Origin of the sequence: Parabacteroides acidifaciens (assembly GCF_003363715.1) — a bacterium.
GTDB lineage: Bacteria > Bacteroidota > Bacteroidia > Bacteroidales > Tannerellaceae > Parabacteroides > Parabacteroides acidifaciens.
The window spans coordinates 80685-103896 of sequence record NZ_QREV01000013.1 but is presented as its reverse complement, the minus strand read 5'-3'; the positions used below and the strand labels follow the sequence as shown (position 1 = coordinate 103896).

Sequence of the window (23212 nt, the reverse complement as noted above, 5' to 3'; positions counted from 1 at the left end):
AGTTCTGCAAAGACTCTGGTAATTTCCTTCGTAGGAATGAAGGCCTTGGAAATCGGTGTAAAACCGGTTTTGCACATCGAATTAAGTTCTGATGTGGAATTATTGGACGAAGTGGTGGTGACAGGTTATGGTAACTTTAAAAAATCATCATTTACAGGTGCCGCATCAAGTGTTACTACGGAGAAGTTACAAGATGTACCGTCATTAAGCGTACAGTCTAAATTGGCAGGTGCTGTTTCTGGTGTTCAGATCACTTCTACATCCGGACAGCCGGGTGCTGTGGAATCTGTCCGCATTCGTGGTATGGGTTCTATCAATGCAAGTAACGACCCTCTTTATGTTATCGACGGAGTTCCGATGATGACTGGTAACAGTAACGGCTTCAGCTACGACGATGCTGGAACAAGTATGCTTTCCAATTTGAATAGTAACGACATCGAATCGATGACGGTTATCAAGGATGCAGCAGCTGCTTCTCTTTATGGATCACGTGCTGCAAACGGTGTAATCGTAATTACTACTAAAAAAGGTATGGCCGGTAAAACTAAATTTACGGCCAGAGCTGACTGGGGTTTCTCAAACATGGCTATTGACTATCGCCCTATCCTGAATGGTGCCGACAGACGTGATATTCTGTATATGGGTTTCAAAAACTACGGATTAAACAGTGGTATGGATGAAACTGCCGCCACATCTTTGGCAGACAGGAATATCGATTCTTATGCTGCAGAGCCTTGGAGTGGATATACGAACTGGAAAGACGTTTTGTTCCGTAACGGTTCACATCAGAATTATGAAGTGAATGCTCAAGGAGGTAATGACAAAACGAAGTTCTATTCTTCATTATCTTATGCAAAACAAGATGGTATCACTCTGCAATCTGCTTATGAACGCGTAACAGGACGTGCAAACCTGACTCATAAAACAGGACGCATTACTCTGGAAGCTAATTCATTGTATTCATTGTCTACACAGGATGTAAACAATGAAGGTACCAGTTTCGCCAGCCCGATTATGTGTTTGGCTATGACGGCTTCACCTTCTACTTTCCCGTATAACGAAGATGGGACATGGTCTACTAAATTCCCGGCTCTGAACGGTGCTAACCCGCTGCAAACAGCCACTTATAACTATAACAAGAATAAAGTAAACCGTTTCTTGGGTTCGGTTGCCGCAACTTGGAATATTTGGGATAATCTGAATATCAAGGAAGTTTTGAGTTATGACTTCAACCAGAGTAACAGCCGTGCATGGTGGGATCCGCGTTCTAATGACGGACGTACTGCTAAAGGTGTTTACCAGCGCTATATGCAGAACCGTAGCAAGTTCAATACGCAGACTCAGTTGACTTATAACAAGACTATCGCAGAGAAACATAATCTGGATATTCTGTTGGGTTATGAGACGGAAGATTACGAATTGGATTATACTTACTCTAACGGTTCTCAATATCCTTCTTATAAAGAAGAGATTGCAAATGCAGGTCTGACTCGTTCTTCAAGCTTGAAAAAAGGGTATCGCATGGTTTCCTATCTGGGACGCCTCAATTATGATTTCGACAGCAGATATTATGCCAGCGCCAGCTACCGTCGTGACGGCAGTTCTCGTTTATCACGTGATAGCCGTTGGGGAGATTTCTGGTCTGTATCTGGATCATGGAGACTTTCACGTGAAGCGTTTATGGAATCTTTGTCTGACATTATCAGCGATGCGAAGATTCGTGTGTCTTATGGTTTGAATGGTACTCAGCCTTCTGATTATTATGCATATATGGGTTTGTTCCAATATGGTTATAACTACAATGGCTTCGGTGGTTCTGCAGAATCTACATTCTTCAATAATGATTTGAAATGGGAAAAGAACCATGCTACAAACGTCGGTTTGGATGTGACTCTATTCAACAGGGTTTCAATTTCTGCAGAATGGTATAACCGCGATACCAAAGATTTGATCATGGATAAACCGATTTCCGCTGCTTTAGGTATTATAGACGGCAACGGTACTGCTTCTAAGCTGCTGAACGTCGGTTCTATGAGAAACCGTGGTTTCGAATTGGAAATCAAGTCTACCAACGTCCAGAATGGAGAGTTAACCTGGACAACTTCTTTGAACCTGGGACATAACAAAAATACGTTGACTAAGCTGAATGGTGAACAAGATCAGGTTATCAGCGGTCCATTGATTCACAAAGTTGGTGAACCTTACTATTCTTTCTATGCATACGAATACGCGGGTGTTGATTCTGAAACCGGTAAAGAATTGTATTATATAAATAAAGATGGTAGCCGTGAAACTACTACGAACTCGGCTCTGGCTAATAAAGTGATTATTGGTAACGTGGATCCGAAAGTACAGGGTGGTTTGACAAACTACATCGGCTGGAAGTTTATCGATTTCAATTTTACATTGACTTATGCTTTAGGTGGACATGCCTACGATTATGCAACTTGGTTGCAGAGCAATGGCGGTACATATAACTATTTAGGTAATGTTCCGTCTTATTATAAGATGGAAGATACATGGCAGAAACCGGGTGACAATGCAAAATTACCGCAGTTTGCTTATGGCAACAAAAACATTCAGTCTTCAAGATGGATGATGTCAACCAACCATCTGCGTCTGAAAAACATGACTGTTGGTTTCACTTTACCGCAGAATTGGATTAGAAAAGCAGGCATCGAAAAACTGAGAGCCTATATCTCCGGTAATAACCTGCTGACATGGAAATCCAAAGATCTTTATGTTGATCCTGAAGTTCCTGTAGACGGACTTTGTACATTCGAAACTCCGTCTCTCAGAACCGTAACTTTTGGTATCGAACTTGGTTTCTAATTTTAAACAAATCATAAGAACAATATGAAAAAGATATATAAATCATTCACATTGGCACTGGCTGTTTTGACATTCACGGCCTGTGGAAACGATTGGCTGGATCGTGAGCCGTCTGACGGTATTGAAAGCTCTCAGGCTATAACAAACTATAGTGATGCTGTTACGGCTTACTTTGGTATGTATGACGGCTTGCAGGGAAACTCCACATATAATAGTTACTATGCTGCCCGTATGTTCTATTACGGTGATGTTCGTGGAGACGATATGCAAGCCAGAGATCAGGGCATGCGCTCTTCTTCATGCTACGAAATGAGATATACGGTGGACAACGCTCCTAATATGTGGAACGTTCCTTACAACGTTATTCGTCGTGCAAACCGTCTGATCGAAGCGATCGACAATAAGAAGGTAACTGATGCCAGTGAGGAAGAAATCGGTATGATCTATGCAGAAGCAAAAGTCGTCCGTGCCCTTGTACATTTCGACCTTGTCAGAATATACGGTCTTCCTTATACGGCAGACGAAGGTGCTTCATTGGGTGTTCCTGTAATGTTGCAACCGTTAGAAAGCGATCAGTTGCCGACTCGTAACACTGTAGCAGAAGTGTACACACAAGTCGTTAAAGACATCACGGAAGCAATCGGAAGCGGCTTCATGGAAACAGGAAAAAATAACGGATATATTACGGAATGGACGGCAAAAGCCCTTCTTTCCAGAGTCTATCTGACAATGAACAAAAATAAGGAAGCTTTGGAACTGGCGGAAGATGTAATCAAGAATTCTCCATACTCTTTATGGAAGAACACTGAATATGTCGATGCCTGGAACAAAGATAATGGTGCTCATACAAATGAGATGTTGTTCGAAATTATCAACGAAAGTTCTGATGACTGGGGCGATCGCGAAGGTATTGCTTACCTGTACAATGAAGATGGCTACGCTGATGCTATTGTTACAAAGACGTTCAGCGATATGCTGGGACAAGATCCGGACGACGTTCGTAACGGCGTTATCTTGCCTGTGCGGTTTGACGAAGATCTGGCCAAGATATACGGAGAAACGAGAGTATTCGTGAATAAGTTTCCGGCAGACAAATCCGGAGATATGCGTCTGAATAACCTGCCCGTCATCCGCTTGTCTGAAGTTTATCTGAATGCAGCGGAAGCAGCAGCCAAGACCGGCGATAATGCAACTGCCGCAAAATATCTGAATGAGATTGTAAAGAGAGCAAATCCGAATGCCGCAACAATTGCAGATGCTGACGCAACTCTGGCCCGTATCATTATCGAACGCCGCAAAGAGTTGGTTGGTGAAGGACAGCGTTTCTTCGATGCAATGAGAAATAACGAAACAATTGTTCGCTATACAAGCGAATCAGACAAAGGCTTCCACTATTCTCTGGACCCTGAATCTCAGAAATTTGACCGTACTTATTACCGTGCAATCCTGCCGATTCCGGTAAGTGAAACTAACGCAAACCCAAATATTGCCAAACAGCAGAATCCGGGTTATTGAGAATTTCTGATTATGACAGCCCGACAGTAGGGCTGTCGACAGGGCAAAGTTGAAGATTAAATAATATTTAAAAATAGGAAGAAGAGGTGTGCCGATGACACGGTACGCCTCTTTTTTATGCCCTAATGTTAATTTAGTACTACTGTTTTTGACGAATATATATTCTATTGATACACAAAATATAACAAACTTTTAGTTTGTCTCATACGAAAGAAAGAACTTATTATTGTTCCTTCGTGTTCTCATTCAGAAAATAATGTGTATTATGGAAAAAGTTATTTACAATCTGGTGTTCAATCGGAAAAAAAGATTGAATGCGGAAGGAAAAGCTTTGATTCAGGTAGAAGCCTATCTGAACAGGCAAAAAAAGTATTTTTCAACAAAAATCTATGTGAAGCCCACTCAGTGGGATAGCAAGCGGAAAACTGTAAGAAATCATCCTAATATGGATGAACTTAATCAGTACATTAAAGATTATATTTCTTATTTGGAACGGATCGAATTGGATATGATCCAGAGCGGACGCCCGTTTTCTTTGAAATATTTGAGGGAAAGGGGTGATTATGATTCTTCTTCTTTTATTTCTTTTATGAAAAATGAGATTGAACATAGTAATCTCAGGTTGTCGACGTTGAAAAACCATCTCTCGACTTTACAGGTGTTATGCCAGTTTCAGCCGGAGGTGGCTTTTGATGATCTTACATTTAATTTCCTTTGTGACTTCGAGCATTTTCTTCTCGAACACAGCTACCACAGGAATACGATAGCCAAGCATATGAAGCATTTGAAAAGATATGTCAATCTGGCTATAAATAAGGATTTGTTTGATTTGCAGAGATACCCGTTTCGCAAGTATAAGATTAAATATATGGAAAGCAAGCGTGGTCATCTTACTCCGGAGGAGTTGGGATTGTTGGAGAAAGCTGCCTCTAAATTGCAACGAACACTCAGGCGGACACTCGATATGTTTCTGTTTAGTTGTTACACCGGGCTTCGTTTTTCCGATATCGTGAATATCACACCGGATAATTTTCATTTGATCGATGACAAATTATGGTTGGTTTATTCTTCTGTAAAAACAGACGTGAATGTCCGTTTGCCTTTATTCTTATTGTTTGACGGAAAGGCGCTTGCCATTTATGAACGCTACCGCAGGCGTTATTCCAAGACTCTGTTTGGCGTATCCGCTTCGGCTAACTCGAATGTGAATAAGCAATTGAAGCGTATCTGCCGATTGGCGGAAGTAGATAAAAACCTGTCTTTTCATATGGCGCGTCATACAAATGCGACCTTGTTATTGTATAATGGGGCGAATATCACGACGGTTCAGAAGCTGTTGGGACATAAAAGTGTAAGGACGACGGAGATTTATAGCGATATTATGGATATGACTGTAATCCGTGATCTGGAAAATATCAGTCTGAAGTAGCCTGTTCCCGCGCTTGAAGCGGGGTTGCATTAAGCTTGGCCGCATAATCACGAACTTGGATAAGGCTTGCTTTTTTGCTGTCTCACGTCAAGTGCGGGAACAAGGCGTTTTTAGCCTGAAATGGATCTTATTTTTGACAAATTGATAGTATTTTGTGCTCGCGCACGTGGTGTGTTGCTGTGTGTGCTTACTTTTTATCATATTTTTCTGCTGTCAAACATCAAAATTATCTTGAATTTTTACGGCGTTTATACTTTGAAAAGTAAATAAAATATACGACTTTTGCCAACATGATGAGTCAACCGTTAGCAGAGAGGTTACGTCCGAAAACGTTGGACGATTATATTGGACAGAAACACCTGGTGGGTCCGGGGGCTGTTCTAAGAAAGATGATTGATGCGGGACGTGTCCCTTCTTTTATATTGTGGGGACCTCCGGGAGTTGGAAAGACAACGCTGGCGCAGATTATTTCAAATAAGCTGGAAGCACCGTTCTATACATTGAGCGCAATCAGTTCAGGCGTGAAGGATGTGCGTGAAGTGATAGAAAAAGCAAAGAGTAATCGTTTTTTCAATACCGTTTCACCGATCCTGTTTATAGATGAAATACATCGTTTCAGCAAGTCGCAGCAGGATTCCCTGCTGAATGCGGTAGAGACAGGGGTGGTCACATTGATCGGAGCTACAACGGAGAATCCTTCATTCGAGGTGATCCGTCCGTTGCTTTCACGTTGCCAGGTATATGTGTTGAAATCTTTGGAAAAGGACGATTTGCTGACTCTGTTAAATAAGGCGGTTACGGAGGATGTGGTGCTGAAGGATATGAACATCGTGCTGACTGAAACGGACGCCGTGTTGCGCTATTCCGGAGGTGACGCCCGGAAATTGCTGAATATCCTGGAGCTTGTAGTAGCTGCGGAAGAAGGTAATGAAAAGATTGAAATAACGGATGAGAAGGTGGTGGAACGCTTGCAGGAGAATCCGGCGGCGTACGATAAAGGAGGAGAGATGCATTACGACATTATATCCGCTTTCATCAAATCCATCAGGGGAAGTGATCCGGATGCGGCTGTTTACTGGCTGGCACGTATGGTGGCCGGTGGGGAAGATCCGGAATTTATAGCCCGTCGTCTGGTTATTTCAGCATCGGAAGATATCGGATTAGCGAATCCGAATGCTCTATTGTTGGCAAATGCTTGTTTTGAAGCCTTAAAGAAAATCGGCTGGCCCGAAGGACGGATTATTTTAGCGGAAACGACCGTCTATCTGGCATGCAGCCCTAAAAGTAATTCGGCTTATATGGCGATCAATGACGCGTTGGAACTGGTGAATCGCACGGGAAACCTTCCCGTTCCCCTTCATTTGCGTAATGCGCCGACTAAACTGATGGCTGAATTGAATTACGGGAAAGACTACAAATATGCACATGATTATGAAAATCATTTTGTCAAGCAGGAGTTCCTTCCAAAAGAGATTTTGAACGAACGGCTGTGGAAAGGACAGGAAAATCCGGCCGAACACAAACTGATCGAACAGATGAGACGTTTGTGGGGTGATCGGTACTAAGGTTTTCAATTTAATTTGTACATTAGCCGTCTGTTTTTGGGAAATTAGTTACTTGAATTATATAACATTAAAAAGACATTGGTATGAAGAAGCACAATTTTTATGCAGGTCCCTCTATCTTGAGCGAGTTTACAATTAAAAATACGGCTGCAGCTGTAGAGAACTTTGCGGGTATGGATTTATCCCTTCTTGAAATCTCCCACAGAAGTAAAGAATTTGTTGCTGTAAATGACGAAGCGCGTGCATTAATCAAAGAGTTACTGGATGTTCCTGCCGGCTACGAAGTAGTCTTTTTGGGCGGTGGCGCCAGTCTGCAGTTCTGTATGGTGCCTTACAACCTTTTAAAGAAGAAAGCTTCTTACATTGATACCGGAACGTGGGCATCCAATGCGATCAAGGAAGCAAAGTTGTTCGGCGAAGTGGACGTAGTTGCCTCCTCAAAGGATGCGAACTATACGTATATTCCTAAAGATTATACGATTGCAGAAGATTCCGATTATTTCCATTATACATCCAATAACACTATTTATGGTACGGAAACACGTAAGGATCCGGACGTAAAGGTTCCGTTGGTATGTGATATGTCGTCTGATATTTTCTCCCGTCCGATCGATATTTCCAAGTATGATATTATTTATGCCGGTGCACAGAAGAATCTGGCTCCTGCCGGTGTAACGCTGGTGATCGTACGTCAGGACGCTTTGGGACATGTGGATCGTCCGATACCGACTATGCTGAATTACAACACGCATATCAAAAAGGATTCCATGTTCAACACTCCTCCCGTATTGCCTATCTACGCTGCTTTGCAGACATTGAAATGGTATAAGGAACAGGGCGGTATCGCTGCTATGGAAAAGAAAGATATGGAAAATGCCGCTATCCTGTATGACGAAATCGACCGTAACAAATTGTTCAAAGGTACGGTAGCCGTAGAAGACCGTTCCATCATGAACGTATGTTTCATCATGAACGACGAATACAAGGAGCTGGAAGACGAATTCAGCAAATTTGCAACTGCCGCCGGTATGGTCGGAATCAAGGGACACCGTTCTGTAGGCGGTTTCCGCGCTTCTCTGTATAACGCAATGCCGAAGAGCAGCGTTGAGGCTTTGATCGCATGTATGAAAGAATTTGAAAGAAAGCATTAATTATGGCAAAGATATTAGTAGCAACAGATAAACCTTTCGCAGCGGTAGCTGTGAAAGGTATCCGCGAAGTCGTGGAAGGTGCAGGTGACGAACTGATCCTGTTGGAGAAATACGGTGAAAAAGCAAAACTGCTGGAAGCTGTTAAAGATGTGGATGCCATCATTATCCGTAGTGATATTATTGATGCCGAAGTCTTGGACGCAGCAAAACAGTTGAAGATCGTGGTACGTGCCGGAGCCGGTTATGACAACGTGGACCTGGCTGCCGCAACAGCCCACAATGTTTGCGTGATGAATACACCGGGACAAAACTCGAATGCCGTTGCCGAATTGGCTTTCGGTATGATGGTAATGGCTGTCCGTAATTTCTATAACGGTACTTCCGGAACAGAATTGAAAGGAAAGAAATTAGGTATCCATGCGTATGGTAATGTAGGCCGCAATGTGGCTCGCATTGCAAAAGGTTTCGGTATGGAAATCTATGCTTTCGATGCTTTCTGTCCGGCATCTGCTATCGAAGCAGATGGAGTGAAGCCGGTTGCTTCCCAAGAGGAACTTTATGCAACTTGTGATGTTGTCTCTTTGCATATCCCGGCAACAGCCGAGACAAAGAATTCCATCAATTATGCTCTGGTCGGCAAGATGCCGAAAGGCGGTTTATTAGTGAATACGGCCCGTAAGGAGGTGATCAACGAAGCTGAGTTGATCAAGCTGATGGAAGAACGTACAGACCTGAAATATATGACCGATATTATGCCGGCGGCCAACGAAGAGTTTGCCGCCAAGTTTGCCGGTCGCTATTTCTCCACTCCAAAGAAGATGGGTGCACAGACTGCCGAAGCCAATATCAATGCCGGTATTGCTGCCGCTAAGCAGATCGAAGGTTTCTTGAAAGAAGGATGTGAAAAGTTCCGCGTTAACAAGTAAAAGAAAGGAATCATACCATGGCACGAATCAAACCTTTTAAGGGTATCCGCCCTCCGAAAGATTTAATTGAACAGGTTGCTTCCCGTCCTTATGATGTGTTGAACTCGGCAGAAGCACGTGAAGAAGCGAAAGGAAATGAGAAATCGCTCTATCATATCATCAAACCGGAAATAGATTTTCCGGTCGGAACGGATGAGCATGATCCTGCCGTCTATCTGAAAGCCGCTGCAAATTTCAGCATGTTCCAGGAAAAAGGCTGGCTGGTTCAGGATAAGAAGGAGTGTTACTATGTATATGCCCAGACAATGAACGGTAAAACGCAATACGGTCTGGTTGTCGGCGCTTATGTGCCCGATTATATGAATGGCATTATTAAGAAGCACGAACTGACGCGTCGTGACAAGGAGGAAGACCGCATGAAGCATGTCCGTGTGAACAATGCCAACATCGAACCGGTGTTCTTTGCTTATCCCGATAATGCCGAACTGGACAGGATTGTAGCCAAATATACATCCCGCGCTCCGGAATATGATTTCGTGGCAAAAGATGATGGCTTCGGACATACGTTCTGGATTATCGACGATGATGCCGATATCGCCCGCATTACAGAACTGTTCGGTGAGATGCCTTCCTTGTATATTGCCGATGGCCACCATCGTTCTGCCGCCGCTGCTCTGGTCGGCGCTGAAAAAGCAAAACAGAACCCGGCCCATAAGGGAGACGAAGAGTATAACTATTTTATGGCTGTCTGCTTCCCGGCAAACCAGTTGACCATTATCGACTACAACCGGGTGGTGAAAGACCTGAACGGTTTGTCGGAAGAAGAGTTCCTGGCTAAGTTGGGTAAGAACTTCATTGTGGAAGAGAAAGGCACGGATATTTATAAACCTGCTGCTTTGCATAACTTCTCGCTCTATTTGGGTGGAAAATGGTATTCGCTGACCGCTAAGCAGGGCACGTATAACGACAGTGATCCGATCGGAGTACTGGATGTAACGATCTCTTCCAATCTGATCCTGGATGAAATCTTAGGCATAAAAGACCTTCGTTCGGACAAGCGTATCGACTTCGTCGGTGGTATCCGCGGTCTGGGAGAATTGAAACACCGTGTGGACAGTGGCGAGATGAAGGTGGCTTTGGCCCTTTATCCCGTTACGATGAAACAGTTGATGGATATTGCCGATACCGGTAATATCATGCCTCCTAAGACGACCTGGTTCGAACCTAAACTGCGTTCAGGTTTGGTTATCCATAAGCTGGAATAAACAGGGTTCTTCGGCTTACTGGTCTGTCCGGACCTTGTGAACGAATAAATTAAACTGAAGGCTGTATGCGACTCTTTGCATACAGCCTTTTTTATTTGCTCATCCGGAGGCTTTTGTGTAAGTTTGCGGGAATAAGAGGATGAATATGGGAACAATAAAAAATATAGTATTCGATTTGGGAGGCGTCTTGATCGATCTGGACCATAGCCAGGCTGTACAGCGCTTTAAAGAGATAGGAGTGGAGGATGCCGAACAATTGCTCGATCCTTATGAGCAAAAAGGTATTTTCCTGGAATTGGAGAACGGAACGATTGATGCCGATGAGTTCTGCCGGAAACTTCGCGAACATACGGGAAAAGACATTACCTATGAAGATATCAGGCATGGCTGGCTGGGGTTTATTGCCGATACGCCCCAGTATAAGCTCGATTATCTGTTGGCGCTCCGTGAGCGTTACAATGTCTATCTGTTGAGCAATACCAACCCTATTATCCAGGAAGGATGGGCACGGACAACCGGATTTACTCCCGCAGGCCGTCCGATCGGAGACTATTTTGACCGGATGTACACGTCATATGAAGTAGGGGTGACAAAACCCGACCGGAGAATCTTTGATTATATGATCAAAGATAGCGGCCTCATCCCGTCGGAAACACTTTTTGTGGATGATGGTAAAAGTAATATTGAAGTAGGGCGCTCACTCGGCTTTGCCACCTACCAACCCCGGAATGGGGAAGATTGGCGGGCGGCTGTCGATGCGCTGTTGAAATAACGGCTGGTCCGCATTAGCGAAACCATCTTCCCATGATGCTGTAGAGTCTTTCTATATCTATCGGTTTGGGGATATGTTCGTTCATGCCGGCTTCCAGGCTAAGCCGTACATCTTCGGCAAAAGCGTTGGCAGACATGGCTATGATTGGTAAGTTCCTTATATCCTTACGGTTGAGATGGCGGATTTGTTTCGTCGCCTCGAGTCCGTCCATGACAGGCATTTGTATATCCATGATGATGAAATCGTAATACCCTTCCGGGGAAGCGGCGACTTTGTCTACGGCTTCCTGGCCGTCGCAGGCTGTTTCGACTTCAGCATGGGTTTCCTTCAGCAATTCATAAGCGATTTCACGATTCAGTTCGTTGTCTTCCACCACCAATATCCGTTTACCGGGGAAAGAGGTGATGACAGAAGGGATAATAATCGTGGTCTCCTGTTCATCTTTCTTGTTCGTCGCAAACTTTTTCATCAGGTGGAACAGTTTGGATTTCATGATAGGTTTGCTGATGAAACCGTTGACCCCAGCCTTCAACGCTTCGATTTCGTAGCCGGAGTAATCGTAGGCCGATATGATAATGATGGGGACATCCGGTCCCACATATTCCCGTATTTTGCAAGCCGTTTCAATACCGTTCATGCCAGGCATCATCAAATCTATGATAATAGCAAAATAGCTGTTCCCGTCAATGATCTTCTGTACGGCATCCTGTCCGGAAAGAACCCATTCCGGTTTCATTCCCAGCTCAGACAGGTTTTCACAGGCTATCTCGCAGGAGATATCGTCGTCATCCACGACCAATACAGGCAAGTCGACCAATATGTCGTTAGTGTATTCATCTGCGCCTCCCAGTTTGATGTGAATATCCATGGTAAACGTGGAGCCTTTTCCATATTCGCTTTCCACATGGATATCTCCGTTCATCATCTGGGCGATATGCCGGCTGATGGCCATGCCGAGGCCTGTACCTTGGATATTCCGGGTAGCTGTGTCGTTCGAGCGTTCGAATGGTTCGAATACTTTTTCCAGGAAATCGGGTTTCATACCTATTCCGTTATCCGAGACTGCTATTTCGAATTGTCCATAACCGTTATAGACGGAAGGTTTTTCTTTTACCGATAGTTGTATCTGCCCGCCTTCCGGGGTATATTTGATTGCGTTGGTCAACATGTTCAGTAATGCCTGCTGTATGCGCTGTACGTCGCCTATCAGGCATTCATGTTTTACCTTGGTAACATGTATGAGTAATTTTTGATTCTTTTCCTCAAAGGCTTGCTGTACCATTATGAATAAGCTGTCCAGCAGTTCGTCGAGTTTGAATGACTCCTCCGTCAACATGATCTTGCCGCTTTCTAACTTCGACATATCCAGGACTTCGTTAATCAGATTCAACAGAAGTTTGGAGGATATGGTTATTTTTTTCAGACAGTCGGCTATGCGATTCTGGTCATCCATGTGCAGGCTGGCTATTGCCGTCATACCCACAATGGCATTAATGGGTGTGCGTACGTCGTGACTCATTCGTGACAGGAAATCGGATTTGGCACGATTGGCAGCCGTTGCGCTTTCCAAGGCTTCCTGCAGCAGTTGCTTCTGCTTTCTTTCTTCTTTGATTTCCGTTATGTCGGTCCGGGTCATCAGCCAGATGTTCTTTTCCTTGTCGAAATAGCTGAATCGCATTTTCTTTTCCCGGTTCACGCCGTTTTCTATCATGGTGCCGTAGACTGTGTATTCGCCGTATTGCCGTAATATCGGATCCACATGGGCTATGCTTAGCTTTCGGGTCATTTCCTCACACAGTTCCGGTGCCATATACTGGCGGTTGTATTCGGCCACCACACCGTCGTAATCGCTGCTGGCGATGGGAGGGGGGCTGTCGCTTCCCGAACCGGAAGTGTACATGACATAATTGTTTTTCGAAGCTTCGATATAAATCACATAATCGTATTCTGACTGTACGGCTGTTTCAATGATTTGTGATTTTCTGAAATCGTTGACATTGCGACTGAGCAGGACAACCCTGTCCGGCACGCCTTCTTCGTCGACAAGGATATCGATAAAGGCTTCGCGCCATTCGAAACCGAAAAGCTCATTGCAGAAACGCATATCGAATACCTTATGGAAGCATCCTTCTGTTATCATTTGATGAAAAGCATCCAGTGAAACCGTTTCATCCCATAGGTTACGGTCCGGAGGATAGACGTCTTTTCTCAGTATGTTGATAAGGCTGGTGTAATCCTGTCTGGTGTTTTCCAGTTCAGGGTGCATGCAATCTTTCTGTGTTTCGACACTTCCGTCTTCCAAATAGATGGTCCGGATAGTGTTCATAAGATATTGGTGGTTTGCCAATGGGTTTGCACCGGCTTTTTTATCCTTGCTGTTTACTTGTCTCATTCTCCTTTGTGTTTCCTCAATTTATCTGTAATCAAAAACGTTACAAAGATAAATAAAAAATATGTGCGGTAGTGTAAAAGGCTTTATTATTCAACCGCATTAGCCGTCTTTCGATATATTCACCGTCCTTATAAGTTGCGACCTGTTTGATAGATAGTCCGTATCTAAGAAATTGTGAGCGATCCTGTTCCCGCGCTCCGACGCGGGATCGCAAAATAGCCTGACACATCCTAAACCATAAATGATGATTTAACGATGTGTTTAACCGTAGAGATGCACGGCTGTTAAATCATCATTTATAGGTTCAGGATAACACCTGTTTCCTTGCGTTCCCGCGTCGGAGCGCGGGAACGGGATAGTTCATATCTGGCAAATAATGAATCAATAACAGATAAACTCGGTCCTCTATTGTATGTTACGGCTGTATTCTTTCTATGTCACAACTGTCTTCCTTCTATGTTACAGTTGGATTTCTTTTGTTTCACGGCTGTAACATGAATAGCGGGTAGGTATGGAAGTAGTACACATCCCGTATCGTCTATTCTATCTGCCGGGTTATTCATTCCTTTACGGAACTATAACCCCATGAAGTACTGCAATACCATTTCTCAGGCGATCTTGGCAAATCAGGACCTTCCCGTTTGCTTATACAGATACAGTTGTAAGAATATTTGATTCAAATTTGCCAAATACAGAAGCCGGGAAGAGGAAAAAAATGCCGGAAGGAACTGCGAAGCTCTTTCCGGCATTTTAAATTATGTATGTAAAATCTATTACATGATACCGCGTTCACGCAGCTTCAGCTGCCATTTCCAGGCGGAAGCCAATGTGTCGGCAAGTGTTTCCGTTGCTTTCCAGCCCAATACCTTGTTGGCATGTTCGGGGTTTGCCCAAACTTTTTCGATATCGCCTTCGCGACGGCCTACGATCTTGTGCGGTACTTTTACGCCGGTGGCAGCTTCGAATGTGTTGATCAGTTCCAATACGGAAACGCCGTTACCGGTTCCGAGGTTGAAGATTTCCACATTAGCCAGCGACTTGCCTCCTAACATACGGTCCATTGCGATTACGTGGGCCTTAGCCAGGTCTACAACGTTGATATAGTCGCGGATACAAGAGCCGTCAGGTGTGTCGTAATCGTCACCGAATACGCTCAACTCTTTGCGGATACCCATAGCGGTCTGTGTCAGGTAAGGGATCAGGTTCTGCGGAACGCCGTTAGGCAATTCGCCGATCTCTGCCGTCGGATGTGCTCCGATCGGGTTGAAGTAACGCAAGATAATGCTCTTGAAAGGAGCGCCTGCGTGGATCGTGTCGCGGATGATCTCTTCGTTGATCTGCTTTGTGTTTCCGTAAGGAGAAGTAGCCGGTTTGATCGGTGCGTCCTCTGTTACAGGCAGATTTTCCGGATCAGGCTGTCCGTAAACCGTACAGGAGGAAGAGAACACAATCCCTTCGATACCGGCTTCCGGCATCAATTCCAGCAGGTTGACCAACGTAACGACATTGTTACGGTAGTATTTCAACGGCTGTTGTACGGATTCGCCCACTGCTTTGCTGGCGGCGAACAGGATGATACCTTTGATTCCCGGATGGGCTTTCAACGCTTCGCGGGTTGCTTCTTTATCTTTCAGGTCCAGCTTGATGAATTCAGGACGGATGCCTGTGATGCGTTCGATACCGTCCAATACTTCTATATTGGAGTTAGAGAGGTCGTCGATAATGACTACTTCGTAGCCTGCATTCTGCAATTCTACTGTGGTGTGTGATCCGATGTAACCAGTTCCACCTGCTACTAAAATCTTCTGTTTCATCTTCCTTTTTATTTAGATTAGTAATTACACAATCCCGGAAAATCCCATGAATGCCATTGCCAGCAAGCCTGCTGTGATAAGGGCGATGGGAGTGCCTTTCATGCCGTCGGGAACTTTTGTCATTGCCAATTGTTCTCTGACACCTGCAAAGATAATCAAAGCTAACGCAAATCCAATAGCAGTTGAGATTGCATATACCACCGATTCCAATAAATTATATTCTTTTTGAATTACGAGGATGGCTACACCCAGGATACAACAGTTGGTCGTGATCAACGGGAGGAACACCCCAAGCGCTTGGTAGAGAGCCGGTGATACCTTTTTCAGGATGATTTCCACCATCTGTACCAAAGCGGCAATGACCAGGATGAAGCTGATGGTCTGCATAAAGCCCAGTCCGAATGCATCCAGAACATATTTCTGTATGAGGAACGTCACGATGGTAGCGATCGTCAATACGAAAGTCACGGCTGCACCCATGCCGGCTGCCGTTTCCACCTTCTTGGATACGCCCAGGAACGGACAGATACCCAGGAATTGTGCCAGTACAACGTTATTTACGAAGACGGCGGCGATAAAGATCAATATATATTCCATATCTTTCGGTTTTAAGCTTTACGCAGTTTGTTTACAATAGCGACCAGATAACCTAATGCGATAAAGGCACCCGGGGCCAGTACGAAGATCAGCGAACCGTATTCTTCGGGCATCAGTGTCAAGCTGAACAGTTTGCCTGTTCCTAACAATTCGCGGGCCGCGCCCAGCAATGTCAGAGCCAGGGTGAAGCCCAACCCCATTCCTAATCCGTCGAATGCTGAAGGGATAATGCCGTTCTTGGCAGCGAACGCTTCGGCACGCCCTAATACGATACAGTTTACAACGATCAATGGAATGAACAAGCCCAAGCTGGCATACAAGGCCGGCACGAAAGCTTCCATACACATCTGGACAACAGTTACGAATGTTGCGATCACGACGATGAAAGCCGGAATACGCACCATATCGGGAATCAGATTCTTCAATGCGGAAATCACAATGTTGGAACAGACCAGCACGAACATGGTGGCAAGCCCCATACTCATACCGTTCAGTGCCGAAGAGGTCGTTCCTAACGTCGGACACATCCCTAAAAGCAGTACGAATGTCGGGTTCTCTTTGACGATACCGTTCATCAATATTTTCAGATTACTCATTGTCGTTTCCTCCCTCTTTAGTTGTGTTATCGGATGAAGTGGTAGCTCCGGTCAGTCCGTCGGCACCGGAGAATGCGCTGTAGGCACGGTTCACGGCGTTCAGGAATGCACGGCTGGTGATCGTGGCGGCTGTGATAGCGTCTACATCGCCACCGTCCTTGGATACTTTCAACTGACCGTCGGCCAGGTTACGTCCCAGTACACTCTGGTGGTTCTTGTCCGCCCGGAACCATTCCTGCATCTTGGCACCCAGACCCGGAGTCTCGGCATGTTGCAGTACGGAGTAGTTCAGCAGCTTTCCGGCGGCATCGAAACCGACGATTACTTTGATCTCGCCGCTAAAGCCTTTCTTGGTGTTGCTTTCTACGGCGGCACCTACGAATTTGCCGTCTTTGGTGGCCGGATATATCTTCAGTGAATCGCCGTCGGCCGTAACAGCCATGTAGGCTTCTTCCGAAGGTTTGTTATCGAAATCCGGCGTGACTGCTTTGATCGCCTCTTCCAGCGCAGCGGCTTTGGTGGCGGCAATCGGACCGGTGGTGTACATATTCACACCTGCTAATATGGCTCCTGCCACGACACAGATGACCGTGAGCGAAAGGAACATATTGGGTAATGTTGATTTTAGTTTTGCCATGCTTATTTTCCTCCGAAATGTTTAGGTTTCATATAACTGTTGATTAGCGGAGTAACTCCATTCATGATGAAGATGGCAAATGACATACCTTCGGGATAAGAACCGAACAGACGGATCACCGTTGTCAGGATACCAATGCCGACACCGTAAACGATCATCCCGCTCTTGCTCATCGGCGAAGTCACGTAGTCGGTCGCCATAAAGATAGCTCCCAACATGAGACCGCCGGACAGCAGATGGACGAACGGGCTTGCATATTGAACCGGGTTCACCAGGTGCATGATACCGGTGAATACAAATACCGTGGCGAAAATAGACACCGGAACATGCCAGGTGATGATCTTCTTCCATAACATATAGCACATACCCAACAGCAGTGCGATCGCACTGACTTCACCCAGGCTACCGCCCATATTACCGACCAGCATATCGCTGAGTGTCGGCATCTTGTCGAGTGCTCCCTCGTTCATCAATGACAGGACAGTTGCACCCGTCGTGGCATCTGTATAGGAAGTCAGTTGTCCGACAACCGGCCACGTAGTCATCTGTGCCGGGAAAGAGATCAGCAGGAAGATACGTCCTGTCAGCGCCGGGTTGAAGATGTTGTTACCCAGTCCGCCGAATGACATCTTACCGATGCCGATTGCGGCCAGTGCGCCGATAGCGATAATCCATACCGGCAGATTCGACGGCAGGTTGAAAGCCAGCAATACGCCGGTCAGGATAGCCGAACCGTCGCAGATGGTCGGTTCCTTTTTCATCAGGAACTTTTGAATCAGATATTCGAACAGGACACAGAAGAAAACCGAAACGACGGTTACGATCAGCGCACCCAGTCCGAAGAAGTAGAGTGATACCAGAAAAGCCGGAACAAGGGCAATCAGCACACCGTACATATTTTTGCTTATGCTGTCGCCGCCATGAATGTGGGGCGAAGGCGATACGTATAATTTGTTTTCCATATTGCTCTTTGTTTTATGACTTTCTTGCACGAATAATACCCATTACTTTCCCTTTGCCCAAACGGATCTGGTCCAGCAACGGGCGGTTGGCCGGGCAGGTGTAGCTACAGGAGCCACATTCGATGCAGTCCTGGATGTAGCCCGCTTCCGCCTTGTCCCAATCCTTATACACGGTAAACTTCATCAGGAAAGCCGGATTCAGCCCCATCGGACAGACATTTACACATTTGGCGCAACGGATGCAGTCTTGCATCGGCTTGCGGACGGACTCTTCCTTTGTCAGCAGCAAGACACCCGAACTGCCTTTTGTCACAGGAACTTCGGCGCTCACTAACGCTTTACCCATCATCGGGCCGCCGCCAATAATCTTGCCCGTATTCTCCGGAATACCGCCGGCCACTTCGATCAGCATATTGATCGGTGTCCCCATGCGAACCAGGAAGTTCGATGGGTTGGCTACAGCCTTTCCGGTTACGGTTACGACACGTTCGAACAACGGTTTGTTCTTTTGGACCGCCTCATATACGGCATAAGCGGTACCCACGTTCTGTACGACCGCTCCGGCAGAGATAGGCAGTGCGCCGCTCTTCACCTGACGGCGTATTACGGCGTCGATCAACTGCTTTTCACCTCCTTGCGGGTATTGCACCTTCAGCGGCATGATTTCGATGCCGGAATAGCCGGCTGCCAGCTTCGTCAGGTGGGCGATTGCGTCGGGTTTGTTATTTTCAATGCCGATAACGGCTTTGTTTACGTTTACGGCTTTCATCAGCAAGGTCACGCCTACCAGGATATGTTCGCCTTTTTCCATCATCAGGGAATGGTCGGAAGTCAGATAGGGTTCGCACTCGACAGCGTTGATGATGATGATTTCCGCCTTGCTTCCGGGAGGAGGCATCAGCTTCACCTGTGTCGGGAAAGTCGCACCACCCAAGCCAACGATGCCGGCAGCGGCAATCTTGTCGACAATCTCTTTGGATGTCAGCGTACATTCTTTTACCAGTGTTTCGCTGCGGTCTATCGTTTCTTCCCATTCGTCTCCTTCCACGTCGATGTAGATGGCCGGGCGTTTGTAACCGCTTGCGTCGAGAGCGCTGTCTATTTTGTTCACTTTACCGGATACCGACGAGTGGATGTTGGCCGAGACGAAACCTCCAGCCTTGGCGACGAGCGTTCCGGCCTTTACCGGATCCCCCTTCTTGACCACTGCCTGGGCAGGAGCCCCGATGTGCTGACTGAGCGGTATGATTACCTGCTTAGGAGCAGCCAACGCGGTAATCTTCTTACCGGCAGACAATTTATTTTCGGGCGGATGGATACCTCCGATTCGAAATGTCCTTAGCATACTATTAGATTTTTATTTTTGATTTGTTTCTTCTTTTGTTTCAACTTTGGGAGCTTCTGTCTTCGGCGTCGCGCTTACTTCCGGAGCTTCTGCTTTCGGGGCAACCGGTTTCGGAGCTGCAGCGGGCTTCACTTTGTCGGCGTCCACGGCGGGAGCTGCTTCTTTACGCGGCGGGAAGTTCAGTTCGTGGATAGCGCCGGTCGGACATACGGCAACACACTTGCGGCACAGGCGGCATTTGGTGTAATCGATGTAAGCCAGGTTGTTTTCCACGGTAATCGCTTCGAACGGGCATTCCTTTGCACATTTGCCACAGCCGATACAAGCGTTTGCGCATGCTTTCTTGGCGACTCCGCCTTTGTCTTTGTTTACACAGCTGACGAAGATACGGCGGGATTTCGGTCCCTTCTTGCGCAGTTCGATGATACTCTTCGGACAAGCCTTTACGCAAGCCCCGCATGAAGTACATTTTTCTTCGTCTACTTCGGCAAGTCCTGTTTCCGGGTTGATGTGGATGGCGTCGAAGTTACAAACCGACACGCAGTCGCCATAACCCAGACAACCGAATGAGCAGCCGGTTTCTCCGCCATACAGGGTGGAAGCAATCGCACAACTCTGTACGCCGTCGTATTGGTTGACGCGCGGACGGGCTGCACAGGTTCCGTTGCATCGTACAACGGCTACCATCGGTTCTGCACTTCCTGCTTCCATACCGAGGATGGAAGCGACCTGGCTCATGACCGGTGCTCCACCGACGGGACATAAGAGTCCGTCCAGCGTGTCGGCCTTTACGCAGGCGGCCGCAAAACCACCGCATCCGGGATATCCGCAACCTCCACAGTTGGCCCCAGGCAGTACCTCCTGGACTTGTGCGATACGAGGATCTTCATATACCTCAAACTTCTTGGAGGCGGCGTATAGAAAAACTGCACCGATGGCTCCAATCGCTCCTAATGAAATAACGGCAATTAAAATCATGATATTTTTGTCAATTAAGTTTTTTCAAGGTGAAAATGAATCGTCTTTTTAGTTTATCGCGTAAAAAGTATAATATGCAATAATAAGGAACTAAGAGCAGTAGTCCGGTTAACCCGCTTGTGGTTTCTTCCCATTGCATACTGGTACCTGTTACAATAGCCGCAAGTACAATAATCAGCGGAAATACAAATGCCAGAAGTACGGCCAGCAGTCCTAATGAACTTTGCCCGCATAGCTGGACTTCTTCATTGACATGGAACTTTCCTGAGTTGTCGGGAACCTCGATAATCTTTACCTTACTTTCGGATGCCGCACACATGCTTTGCGCATGGCATCCGGAACAGGCCGATTGCTGGATGATCCGAACGTAGACCGTACCGCCGTCGATCTTCTCTATTATCCCATTGTGTTTGATACTTTCGCTCATATTTGTAATCTCGACATTGCAAAACCGAGGCAAAAGTAAGTAATATTTGGATATTATGTCACGATTAACAAAGTTTATTATGGAAATAATAGACTTTGCCTTACCATTTGTAATTAAAGCCGAAGCTCAACAGCTCGTTGATCTGCAGATAACTGTCAAAATCATCTTTCTTGGCCACCGCATCGTCGTAACGCAAATTCAGCGATATGGTAGTCGAGAAGAAACGGCTGATCGCCATCGTCAGGCGGTTTTCAAACTCTCCCAACATACGGTCGTAACTGGTAAAATAATAGAAACGGGAATACCAGCTTACGTTCCGGTTGAACTGGAATGTCATGGTCGCATTGATTGTGGAACCGAACTGGCTCAGTTTGCGCTCGTATTCGTCTGTCCCTTCTATCTTTTTGAAACCGTGACGGCCCAAGTCGATATTTTTGTTCGTGCTATACATAAATGTATAAGAAAGCGGAGCCAAGTTGGCAGACAATGTCAGTTTCTTATGGCGGCTGTTTGCAAAGCTCTTGTTCAGGTCGTATTTCATACCAAGACCGAGGTTGATGCTGAACGGCGAAAGGAATCCGGCCAGCTTGTTGTCCGTGTTTTCGGCAAAATTGCTGAACATCTGCGTCTGGAATGTGGCATCGAATGTGTAGAACCATTTGTTGAAGGCCTTATAACCGATGTTGCTGTGCAGACGCAATACGTCGTCACCGATCTTATAATCGCGCAATGTATCTTTCGGCGCCGTGTAGACATTCGTTTTCCATTCCAGCTCGTTGGTAAACTGTATCTTGTCTTTATTATAATTGTACACGAAATACTGGCGGTTGGTCAGGTTCAACGTACTCACACCGCCCTTATGCCAGTTCGGGGAGATATAATTCTGGGCGAACTGTATGGCGCTTTCGAAATGCGAAGTCCAGTAGCGGCGTTCCGGAATAAATTTGACTGGAGCGTCTACGTCGCTGAATGCATTCGGGTCTTTTTCTATTTTGATCAGTTCCGGTTCGTATGTTGGTTTCTTTATTATATGCGTTTGCACGATATCGGTCGGCAGGTCACGTTCCGAGTAACGGAAATATTCCGGATGGTTTATGCGGACATAATCATACGCCATATTCTGCAACTTGTTTTTGAGCACTTCATCCTGGAATAAGGTCGTGTCCGGTTTGAACAATGAATAGTTCGGACGCAGTTTGCTGATGAAGTCTTTGTCGGAAAGCCGGAAATCTTCCGGTATAAGTCCTCCCCTAAACAGGAGCGGGGTGAACAGCGGGTTGACAATCATTGTGTCCCGGAATGTCATCCAGGGACTGATAACAGTCGACGGGTCCCGTACCCAATCGACCCAATATTGAGCTTCCGGTGAAAGTTCAACCTCGTCTTTTTTCAAAAAACGAAGCAGGTTCTCACTGGGGGCAACGGGAGAAGAGTAGCTGCTGTTCAGCTTCTCAAACTGTGTTCTTAGATCTGGAATTTTCTCCAGTTCGACTTCATCTATCTCCAATAAAGGGAAAGTATCGGGAGCAGCCACCTGAACCGATTTGTTCAACTGGTTTCCACCGATTATATTAACGTCTTGTGCTCCTACCCGGTTACTGCTGAATAACAATACAATAAATAACGCTAAAACAGATCTCTTTACCATTGCCGTATCTTTTTTACATTCATTTAAAATATTGGTGCGAAATTAGTGAAAAGTTATGAGATAGACTAATCTTTGAAAAGAATGCCCTGAACAATTTTGAAAAAGCGGAACAAGCCTCCACTCAGTTTCGGTATAATAGGAGGGGACTTATTGTAAAAAACGTCTCGAAAACCTCCTTTAGAGGCTTTATGAAGTGTCTCCCGAACGATTGTTTTCCGGTCGAAAAAGCGCTTTCGGACCGGTTATTTTAGTGAAATATGCGATTTTTCCAAAAGACGACCGTCCTAATCGCCACCGCGACCGTGCTAATGTGTAGTGCACTCGGCACCTCGCGAAGATTAGGACGGTCGTAATGGCGATT

General features: G+C 45.9%; 18 protein-coding genes. 8 read left to right on the top strand and 10 right to left on the bottom strand.

Annotated features, from left to right (window positions below):
• Positions 1-15: 15 nt before the first annotated feature.
• From DWU89_RS07930 to DWU89_RS07895, 8 genes are all read left to right on the top strand, one after another.
• Positions 16-2832, top strand: coding sequence for a SusC/RagA family TonB-linked outer membrane protein (locus DWU89_RS07930; RefSeq protein ID WP_115499107.1), 2817 nt, complete (start codon positions 16-18; stop codon positions 2830-2832).
• A 24-nt stretch (positions 2833-2856) separates the two neighbouring features.
• Positions 2857-4347, top strand: a complete 1491-nt coding sequence (locus DWU89_RS07925) for a RagB/SusD family nutrient uptake outer membrane protein (protein WP_115499106.1) — start codon at positions 2857-2859, stop codon at positions 4345-4347.
• Between the two features lie 265 nt (positions 4348-4612).
• Positions 4613-5776 (top strand): site-specific integrase, encoded by a 1164-nt coding sequence (locus tag DWU89_RS07920; RefSeq protein ID WP_115499105.1) that lies wholly within the window; start codon positions 4613-4615, stop codon positions 5774-5776.
• 290 nt (positions 5777-6066) lie between these two features.
• The gene (locus DWU89_RS07915) at positions 6067-7341 is read left to right on the top strand and encodes a replication-associated recombination protein A (protein ID WP_115499104.1); all 1275 of its coding nucleotides are present in this window, start codon (positions 6067-6069) and stop codon (positions 7339-7341) included.
• An 83-nt stretch (positions 7342-7424) separates the two neighbouring features.
• On the top strand, positions 7425-8492 hold the full coding sequence (gene serC / locus DWU89_RS07910; protein WP_115499103.1) for a 3-phosphoserine/phosphohydroxythreonine transaminase: 1068 nt from the start codon (positions 7425-7427) through the stop codon (positions 8490-8492).
• Positions 8493-8494: 2 nt separating this feature from the next.
• Positions 8495-9418 (top strand): NAD(P)-dependent oxidoreductase, encoded by a 924-nt coding sequence (locus DWU89_RS07905; protein ID WP_115499102.1) that lies wholly within the window; start codon positions 8495-8497, stop codon positions 9416-9418.
• 17 nt (positions 9419-9435) lie between these two features.
• Positions 9436-10683, top strand: coding sequence for a DUF1015 domain-containing protein (locus DWU89_RS07900; protein WP_115499101.1), 1248 nt, complete (start codon positions 9436-9438; stop codon positions 10681-10683).
• A 145-nt stretch (positions 10684-10828) separates the two neighbouring features.
• Positions 10829-11455: an HAD family hydrolase gene (locus DWU89_RS07895; protein WP_115499113.1), complete on the top strand. Its 627-nt coding sequence runs from the start codon at positions 10829-10831 to the stop codon at positions 11453-11455.
• Between the two features lie 13 nt (positions 11456-11468).
• On the opposite strand, the gene DWU89_RS07890 is transcribed toward DWU89_RS07895, so the two are convergent.
• The 10 genes from DWU89_RS07890 to DWU89_RS07845 form a co-directional block, all read right to left on the bottom strand.
• Complete coding sequence (locus DWU89_RS07890; protein ID WP_115499100.1) at positions 11469-13847, bottom strand: response regulator; 2379 nt, start codon at positions 13845-13847, stop codon at positions 11469-11471.
• A gap of 773 nt (positions 13848-14620) precedes the next feature.
• Positions 14621-15661, bottom strand: a complete 1041-nt coding sequence (galE, locus tag DWU89_RS07885) for a UDP-glucose 4-epimerase GalE (RefSeq protein WP_115499099.1) — start codon at positions 15659-15661, stop codon at positions 14621-14623.
• A gap of 24 nt (positions 15662-15685) precedes the next feature.
• Entirely contained in the window at positions 15686-16258 is a 573-nt protein-coding gene (gene rsxA, locus DWU89_RS07880) for an electron transport complex subunit RsxA (RefSeq protein ID WP_115499098.1), read from the bottom strand.
• Positions 16259-16269: 11 nt separating this feature from the next.
• A complete protein-coding gene (locus DWU89_RS07875) occupies positions 16270-16854 on the bottom strand; it encodes an RnfABCDGE type electron transport complex subunit E (protein WP_115499097.1) in 585 nt (194 codons plus the stop codon).
• Positions 16847-17491 carry an RnfABCDGE type electron transport complex subunit G gene (locus DWU89_RS07870; RefSeq protein WP_115499096.1) on the bottom strand — a complete coding sequence of 215 codons (645 nt, stop codon included), beginning with the start codon at positions 17489-17491 and terminating at the stop codon, positions 16847-16849. The genes DWU89_RS07875 and DWU89_RS07870 overlap by 8 nt, the downstream gene beginning before the upstream one ends.
• A gap of 2 nt (positions 17492-17493) precedes the next feature.
• Positions 17494-18453 (bottom strand): RnfABCDGE type electron transport complex subunit D, encoded by a 960-nt coding sequence (locus DWU89_RS07865; protein WP_115499095.1) that lies wholly within the window; start codon positions 18451-18453, stop codon positions 17494-17496.
• A gap of 13 nt (positions 18454-18466) precedes the next feature.
• Positions 18467-19798: an electron transport complex subunit RsxC gene (gene rsxC, locus DWU89_RS07860; RefSeq protein WP_115499094.1), complete on the bottom strand. Its 1332-nt coding sequence runs from the start codon at positions 19796-19798 to the stop codon at positions 18467-18469.
• A gap of 12 nt (positions 19799-19810) precedes the next feature.
• Positions 19811-20776, bottom strand: a complete 966-nt coding sequence (locus tag DWU89_RS07855; protein WP_115499093.1) for a Fe-S cluster domain-containing protein — start codon at positions 20774-20776, stop codon at positions 19811-19813.
• 10 nt (positions 20777-20786) lie between these two features.
• Positions 20787-21203, bottom strand: coding sequence for a SoxR reducing system RseC family protein (locus tag DWU89_RS07850; protein WP_115499092.1), 417 nt, complete (start codon positions 21201-21203; stop codon positions 20787-20789).
• 100 nt (positions 21204-21303) lie between these two features.
• Complete coding sequence (locus DWU89_RS07845) at positions 21304-22851, bottom strand: DUF3078 domain-containing protein (RefSeq protein WP_115499091.1); 1548 nt, start codon at positions 22849-22851, stop codon at positions 21304-21306.
• Positions 22852-23212 lie beyond the last annotated feature (361 nt).